General features: G+C 74.8%; 5 protein-coding genes and 1 pseudogene. 5 read left to right on the plus strand and 1 reads right to left on the minus strand.

The window, feature by feature from the left end; translation table 11 throughout:
* Positions 1 to 408: pseudogene (locus tag ABWI04_RS41025) on the minus strand (hypothetical protein); the annotation flags it as partial.
* A gap of 340 nt (positions 409 to 748) precedes the next feature.
* Here ABWI04_RS41025 and ABWI04_RS41030 point away from each other — a divergent pair.
* From ABWI04_RS41030 to ABWI04_RS41050, 5 genes are all read left to right on the plus strand, one after another.
* Complete coding sequence (locus tag ABWI04_RS41030; protein WP_353835789.1) at positions 749 to 3,343, plus strand: nitrate- and nitrite sensing domain-containing protein; 2,595 nt, start codon at positions 749 to 751, stop codon at positions 3,341 to 3,343.
* Entirely contained in the window at positions 3,340 to 3,795 is a 456-nt protein-coding gene (locus tag ABWI04_RS41035) for a roadblock/LC7 domain-containing protein (RefSeq protein ID WP_378188546.1), read from the plus strand. The genes ABWI04_RS41030 and ABWI04_RS41035 overlap by 4 nt, the downstream gene beginning before the upstream one ends.
* Before the next feature lie 3 nt (positions 3,796 to 3,798).
* A complete protein-coding gene (locus ABWI04_RS41040; RefSeq protein WP_345186301.1) occupies positions 3,799 to 4,179 on the plus strand; it encodes a DUF742 domain-containing protein in 381 nt (126 codons plus the stop codon).
* Positions 4,160 to 4,810: a GTP-binding protein gene (locus tag ABWI04_RS41045; RefSeq protein WP_345186303.1), complete on the plus strand. Its 651-nt coding sequence runs from the start codon at positions 4,160 to 4,162 to the stop codon at positions 4,808 to 4,810. The genes ABWI04_RS41040 and ABWI04_RS41045 overlap by 20 nt, the downstream gene beginning before the upstream one ends.
* 105 nt (positions 4,811 to 4,915) lie before the next feature.
* On the plus strand, positions 4,916 to 6,943 hold a 2,028-nt coding region (locus tag ABWI04_RS41050; protein ID WP_353835790.1), incomplete at its 3' end, for a sensor histidine kinase.

Here is a 6,943-nt window from a genome sequence, read left to right on the forward strand (position 1 = left end):
GAGCGGCTCGGCGGCGACGGTGCGCACGGGCGCGGCCGCGACGGCGGCGCGCACGGCGGCGTCCAGCGCCGGGTCGGGCCCGGTGGACAGCGGCACCACCACGGCCGCGAGCTCGTCGCCCTGCTGCCGGATCGAGGCGAGCACGGCGTGCAGGCTCGCCTTGTCGCCCTCCAGGTGCCCGACGTGGGCCGGCTGTCCGGTGTGCTCCAGCTCGACGAGACGGGCGAGCTCGGCGGCGAGGTCGGTGCCGGCCCGCCGGGCGGGTCCGGGGACGGCGAGGACGAGCGTGGGGGATCCGGGGGGCAGCAGGAAGGATTCGTCGCCGCGGTGACGGCCGCCGCGGGGTGTGCGGCGCCGTCGCGACGGCAATGCCTCGGATGCCTGGCTTTCGGGACTCACGGCGGGCATCGTAACGCCCTCCGGCCCGGGAGCCGTCCTCCCGGCCCGGCCGTCGTCGTTGCCTGTAGGAATCGCTGATCTCCTTCCCGGACCGGTCGCGGCGCGAGCGGTGGTGAAGAAGCAGAGTATGGCGCATTGTCGCTGAGCGACAGGGGGAAATGAAGCAAATTGTCCGGATTTGCCGCTATCCACTTGCGCCGGGTTCGACAAGATCGTCTTGCCTCCGCACATCGCCGCAGGTGGCAAGGAATTACGGCAATACGGCCGAATGCCGTCAAAGGGGTTGCGGGAGCGTTGCCGGCGGCCTTTATGATCCAGGGGCCCTCCGTGCCGGAACGTTCGAGGTCACATGAAATCCCCCCGTAGGCGGTCGATCCGCTCGAAGGTCACCGCGCTGCTGCTCGTGCCGCTGCTCTCGCTCGTGGCGCTCTGGGGATACGCCGCGATCGGCACCGGCCGCGACGCGCTGGCGCAGCGCCGCTACCACACCCTCGACCGCGTGTTCGCGCCGAGCGGCCAGGGCGTCCTGGTCGAGCTGGGCAAGGAGCGGCTGGCCTCGGCCGTGTTCCTCAGCACCCCGCGCCAGACCGCGGGCGGCATCCCGGCCGCCCTGGTGTCGCAGCGCACGCACGTCGACGCGGCCGTCGAGAACTTCCGCCGCAAGGCCACCTCGGCCGCCGCGCTCAGCGCCACCAACGCCGAGATGGAGTCCCGCGTCGCCGCGGTCCTGCGGGCGCTCGGCGGGCTCGGCGGGCTGCGCGCCGCGGTGGACGCCCGGTCCGTCGACCGGTTGGCCGCGGTCAACGGGTACGGCACGATGGTCGACAACATGCACCGGCTCTACGACAGCCTCGTCGCCATCGACGACGCCGCGCTCTACGACTGGACGCAGTCCACCCGGCACGCCGGCCGCGCCATGGAGCTGCTGCAGCGCGAGAACGCGCTGGTCGCCGGCGCGTTCATCACCAGGGGCCGGATGACGGCGGCCGAGCACCGCGTGTTCGTGGAGATGGTCGGCGAGCAGCGCTGGCAGTGGACCAAGCAGCGCTCGCTGCTCGACCCGCTGGTCTACCGGACCGGCACCGCGCAGGTCTTCGCGTCCCCGCAGTACCAGACGTTCAAGGCGATGGAGGACCGGATCGCCGACGCCGACCCGCGCCGGCCGATCCCCGTCCAGCCCGCCGAGTGGCAGCAGACGGCGCAGCCGCTCGTGCTGTCGGTCAACACGATGGTGCTCGGCAACTCCAGGCGCGCCGGGGAGCACGCCGACGAACTCGGCCGCGAGGCCTACCTCCGGCTCGCCGCCGTCGGCGGCCTCGGGCTGCTGTCGATCCTGCTGTCGGTGCTGCTGTCGCTGCGGTTCGCGCGCGGGTTCGTCCGCGAGCTGGTCGGGCTGCGCGGGTCGGCCGAGGAGCTGGCCGAGCAGCGGCTGCCCGGCATCGTCGAGCGGCTCGGCCGCAACGAGAGCGTCGACGTCGCCGCGGAGGCCCCGCCCCTGGACGCCGGCCGGACCGCCGAGGTCGCCCGGCTGGCCGAGGCGTTCGCCAAGGTGCAGCGGACCGCAGTCGACGCCGCCGTCGGCCAGGCCGAGCTGCGCGCGGGCGTCAGCCGCATCTTCCTCAACATCGCCCGCCGCAACCAGTCGCTCCTGCACCGCCAGCTGACGCTGCTGGACGGCCTGGAGAGCCGCGCCGAGGCCGACGACCTCGAGGACCTGTTCCGCATCGACCACCTCACCACCCGCATGCGGCGGCACGCCGAAAGCCTGATCATCCTGTCCGGCGCGACGCCGGGCCGCGGGTGGCGGCGGCCGGTGCGCTTCGCCGACGTGCTGCGCGCCGCCGTCTCGGAGATCGAGGACTACACCCGCGCGACGGTGCTGACCGACTCCGAGGACGGCCTGGTCGGCGCGGCCGTCACCGACGTCGTGCACCTGCTGGCCGAGCTGATCGAGAACGCGGCGGCGTTCTCCCCGCCCAACACCGAGGTGCGGGTGATGGCCGAGCGGGTCGGCACCGGGTTCGCGGTGGAGGTCGAGGACCGCGGCCTCGGCGTGCGGCCGGAGCAGCTCGCCGAGGCCAACCGGCGGCTCGCCGAGCCGCCCGAGTACGACCTGGTCGACACCGACCAGCTCGGGCTGTTCGTCGTCGCGCGCCTGGCCGCCCGCCACGAGATCACCGTGACGCTGCACCGGTCCCCGTACGGCGGCGTCACCGCGATCGTCCTGTTCCCGCACGAGCTGGTGGTGCCGGCCGAGGAGATGGCCGCCGGGACGGCGCCGCCCGCGGACGGGCCGCGGGACGAGCCCGCCGCCCTGACCGGGACCGCCGTCGACGGCCCCCCGGAGGGGGAGCCGATGCTCATGGCCGCGCCCGTCCCCGACGGGGTCGTCCCGCTCCGCGACCCCGGCGCCCCGCAGGATCTTCCCGCCCTTCCCGCCGACGGCCGGGACCCGTGGCAGCGGAACGCTCCAGGGCACCTGGAGGGCGCCGGCGGCCACCTGGAGGCGCCGCCCGCGCTGCCCGCGCTCACCGGCCCCGCGGCGCCCGCCGCGAGCCCGGCGCCCGCCGAGCCCGCCGCGCCGTGGGGCGTCCCGGACCGGCCGGCGCCCGCCGCGCCGCCGCGTCCCGCCCCGAACCCCTGGTCGGACGACGCCCACCCGCCGGCGCCCGAGGGCCCCGGCGGCGGCGCCGAGAACACCCCCGAGGCCGCCGGTGAGGACTGGCAGCCCGCGGGGACCCACGCCGGGTTGCCCCGCCGCGTCAGGCAGAGGAACCTGGCCCCGCAACTGCGCGACAGGCCCCCGTCGCCACCGCCGTCCGGCGGTGGCGCGACCGGGGCCGTCGCACGCTCGCCCGAGGAGGCACGCTCGCTGATGGCATCGATACAGCAGGGATGGCGGCGCGGACGCGCGTCCGACATGGGGGATGAGGGGACCCGATGATGCACAACACCGTGACCGGTGAGTTGAACTGGCTGCTCAACGACTTCGCCCAGCGGGTCACGACGGTGCGGCAGGCGGTGATCCTGTCGCGCGACGGGCTGGCCGTGGCCGCCTCCAACGAGCTCGCCCGCGAGGACGCCGAGCACCTGTCGGCGCTGGCGTCCGGCGTGCAGAGCCTCGCGCGCGGCGCCGGGCGGCACTTCGCGGGCGGCAACGTCCGCCAGACCATCATCGAGATGGACGCGCTGCTGCTGTTCGTGACGGCGGCGGGCGACGGCACCTGCCTGGCGGTGCTCGCCGAGGCGGAGGCCGACGCCGGACTCGTCGCCTACGAGATGGCGGTGCTGGTCAAGCGGGTCGGCCAGCACCTGCAGGCGAGCCCGAGGTTCGGAGCGGAGGCGGGCGGTCAGGGGTTCGGAGGCGCCGGGGGGTCCGCGCCGCGGGGCTTCTGACCGATGACCCCGCCGGGAGAGCGCTGGCTGGACCGGGAGGCCGGTCCGCTCGTGCGCCCCTACGCGATGACGCGGGGACGGACCCGTCCCGAGGGCGCGGGCTTCGAGCTGATCGCGATGGTCGCGGCCACCGGCGTCCCCCCGGGCGACCGGCTGCGCTACAGCCCCGACCACGCGCGGGTGCTGCGCGGCTGCGCGCGGCCGGTGACGGTGGTCGACCTCGCGGCCGACCTCGGCCTGCCCCTCGGGGTCGTGCGGGTGCTGCTCGGCGACCTGCGGGACAAGGGGCTCATCGCGGTGGTGGACGAGGCGCGCCCGGCCGAGGGCCGGCGGCCCTCGTCCGGGGTGCTGAGGGAGGTGCTCAATGGACTCCGCGCGCTCTGACCGGGCGGCGGCCGGGCCGGGCTTCGGGGCCCGGCCGCCGGTCACCACCAAGATCCTGATCGCGGGCGGGTTCGGCGCGGGCAAGACCACCATGGTCGGCTCGGTCAGCGAGATCCGGCCGCTGCACACCGAGGAGCTCCTGAGCGACCGCGGGACCGGGGTCGACGACGTGGCGGGCGTCGCCGCGAAGGAGACCACGACCGTCGCCATGGACTTCGGCCGGATCACGCTCTCCGACCAGCTGCTGCTCTACCTGTTCGGCACGCCCGGCCAGGAGCGGTTCTGGTTCATGTGGGACGAGCTGGCGGCGGGCGCGATCGGCGCGGTCGTGCTCGCCGACACGCGCCGGCTGACCGGCAGCTTCCCCGCGATCGACTACTTCGAGCGCCGCGGCGTCCCGTTCGTGGTGGCCGTGAACTGCTTCGACGGCGAGCGGACGCACAGGCCCCGCGACATCGCCATCGCGCTCGACCTGGACCCCGGCGTCCCGGTGGTGCTGTGCGACGCGCGCCTCCGCGAGTCGTCCAAGGAGGTGCTCGTCGCGCTGATGGAGCACGTGCTGAGCTGGCCGGACGACGAGGACGAGGCGCCCGGCGGCCGGAAGGCCGATCATCGTGAACCCGCGACGTAGTAGGCTCCCGCACACCCCCGTACTCCACGCATCGGGAGGTTTCCCCCGCATGTCCCGCCCCCCAATGCCGACCGCGACACACGTGAGCAGGGTCCGCCAGCCGTGATGGGCCCCCGTTTCTCCTCCATCCGGGCGAGGATCAGCCTGCTGGTCCTCGTGCCGTTGCTGGCGCTCGCCTCGCTGTGGGTGTTCCTCACGGCCTTCACCTACGGCGACGCGAACCAGTTGCTGCGGAGCCGCGAGTTCCAGGAGAAGACCGTGCTGCCCACGCAGCACCTCATCGACGCGCTGCAGAAGGAGCGGCGGCTGACGATGGCCGAGCTCGGCGGCGCCCGCCTCGACGCCGGCGTGATGCGGACGCAGCGGCAGACCACCGACGACGCGGCCGAGAAGGTCCGCGAGGGCGCGCGCGACAAGGGCCTGCGGGGCTCGATCCTGCCCCAGGTCGCCGACCGGCTGGACGCCTTCGTGGAGCGGATCGACACGCTGCACGGCGTCCGCCAGGGCATCGACCAGCGCGTCTCCGACCGCGAGCGCGTCCTGAGCGAGTACAGCGGCATCATCGACGCGGGCTTCGCCATCTACAACGCGACCACGCCGGGGGACGGGTCCATCACCGCGCACGCCCGCACGCTCGCCTCGCTGGGCCGCGCCCGCGAGTTCATGTCGCGCGAGGACGCCCTGCTGTCCGGCGCGCTGGCCGCCGGGCACATCACGACCGCCGAGCGGGGGCAGTTCGCGCAGCTCGTCGGCGCCCAGCGGATGCTGTACGCCGACAACGCGCCCAACCTGCACCACGACTACGAACGCTACGAGCGGCTCGCGGCGTCCCCGCCGTTCGTCCAGCTGCGGTCGCTGGAGGACCAGGTCATCCGCGGCGCCGAGCCGCCCCGCGCCGCCGTGCGCACGACCCCCGAGGCGAGCACCCGGCCCGCCGCGGGGGCCCGCACCGGGCAGCCCGCCGCCCGCGCCCCGCACACGCCGGTCATCGAGCCCGCCATCTGGCGGTCGCTCGCCGACACCGTCAACGGCCGGCTGTTCGAGCTGGAGAACAGGGCCCTCGACGACGTCGTCGACCACGGCGAGAACATCGCGATCAGCGCCTTCACCCGCCTCGGCCTCGCCGGCGGCGTCGGCCTGCTCGCCATCGTGCTGTCGGCGCTGCTCGCGGTCCGGGTGTCGCGGCGGCTGCTGGAGGAGTGCCGCACGCTCGCCTCCGGCGTCGTGGACTTCACCCGCATGCGGCTGCCGCTGCTGGCCGAGCAGGTCCGTGCCGGCGCCTCCGTCGAGCCCGAGGCCGCGCCCGACATCGACTACCGCATCACCGAGATCCGGCAGATCGCCGAGTCCTTCGACCGCGCCCGCGAGGCCGTGCTCGTCGCCGCCGAGGGCGAGGTCGCGGCCCGGCGCGGCATCAGCGAGGTGTTCGTCAACCTCGCGCGCCGCAACCAGGCGCTGCTGCACCGGCAGCTCAGCCTGCTCGACACGATGGAGCGCCGCACCGAGGACCCCTCGGAGCTGTCGGACCTGTTCCGCCTCGACCACCTCGCGACGCGCATGCGCCGGCACGCCGAGGGCCTGGTCATCCTGGCGGGCAAGACCGCCGGGCGCGGCTGGCGCCGTCCCGTCCCGCTGGTGGACGTGGTGCGCGGCGCCGTCGCCGAGGTCGAGGACTACCCGCGCGTGCGGGTGCAGCCGCTGCCGCGCGTCTCGCTGCTCGGCTCCGCCGTCGCCGACGTCATCCACCTGCTCGCCGAGGTGGTGGAGAACGCCACCACGTTCTCGCCGCCGCAGTCGCCGGTGCGGGTCAGCGGCCACGCGGTCGCCAGCGGGTTCGCGATCGAGGTCGAGGACCGCGGCCTCGGGATGACGGAGGAGGCGCTGCGCAGGGCCAACGAGCGGCTCGCCCACCCGCCCGAGTTCGACCCGTCCGACAGCGCCCAGCTCGGGCTGTTCGTCGTCGCCCGGCTGGCGCAGCGGCAGGACATCACCGTCACCCTCCGCCCGTCCCCGTACGGGGGGACGACGGCGATCGCGCTGATCCCGAGCTCGCTCATCGTGGAGAGCGCCGAGCCGGAACCGGCCGTGCGCCGCGCCACCGGCCCCATGCAGAAGCTGCCGAGCGCCGCCGCG

Origin of the sequence: Actinomadura sp. NPDC000929 (genome assembly GCF_040492065.1) — a bacterium.
Classification (GTDB): Bacteria; Actinomycetota; Actinomycetes; order Streptosporangiales; family Streptosporangiaceae; genus Spirillospora; species Spirillospora verrucosospora.

Coding starts and splice junctions, on each gene's coding strand:
- ABWI04_RS41040 (WP_345186301.1), top strand. CDS start 3,799: ATGACCCCGCCGGGAGAGCGCTGGCTGGACCGGGAGGCCGGTCCGCTC.
- ABWI04_RS41030 (WP_353835789.1), top strand. CDS start 749: ATGAAATCCCCCCGTAGGCGGTCGATCCGCTCGAAGGTCACCGCGCTG.
- ABWI04_RS41045 (WP_345186303.1), top strand. CDS start 4,160: ATGGACTCCGCGCGCTCTGACCGGGCGGCGGCCGGGCCGGGCTTCGGG.
- ABWI04_RS41035 (WP_378188546.1), top strand. CDS start 3,340: ATGATGCACAACACCGTGACCGGTGAGTTGAACTGGCTGCTCAACGAC.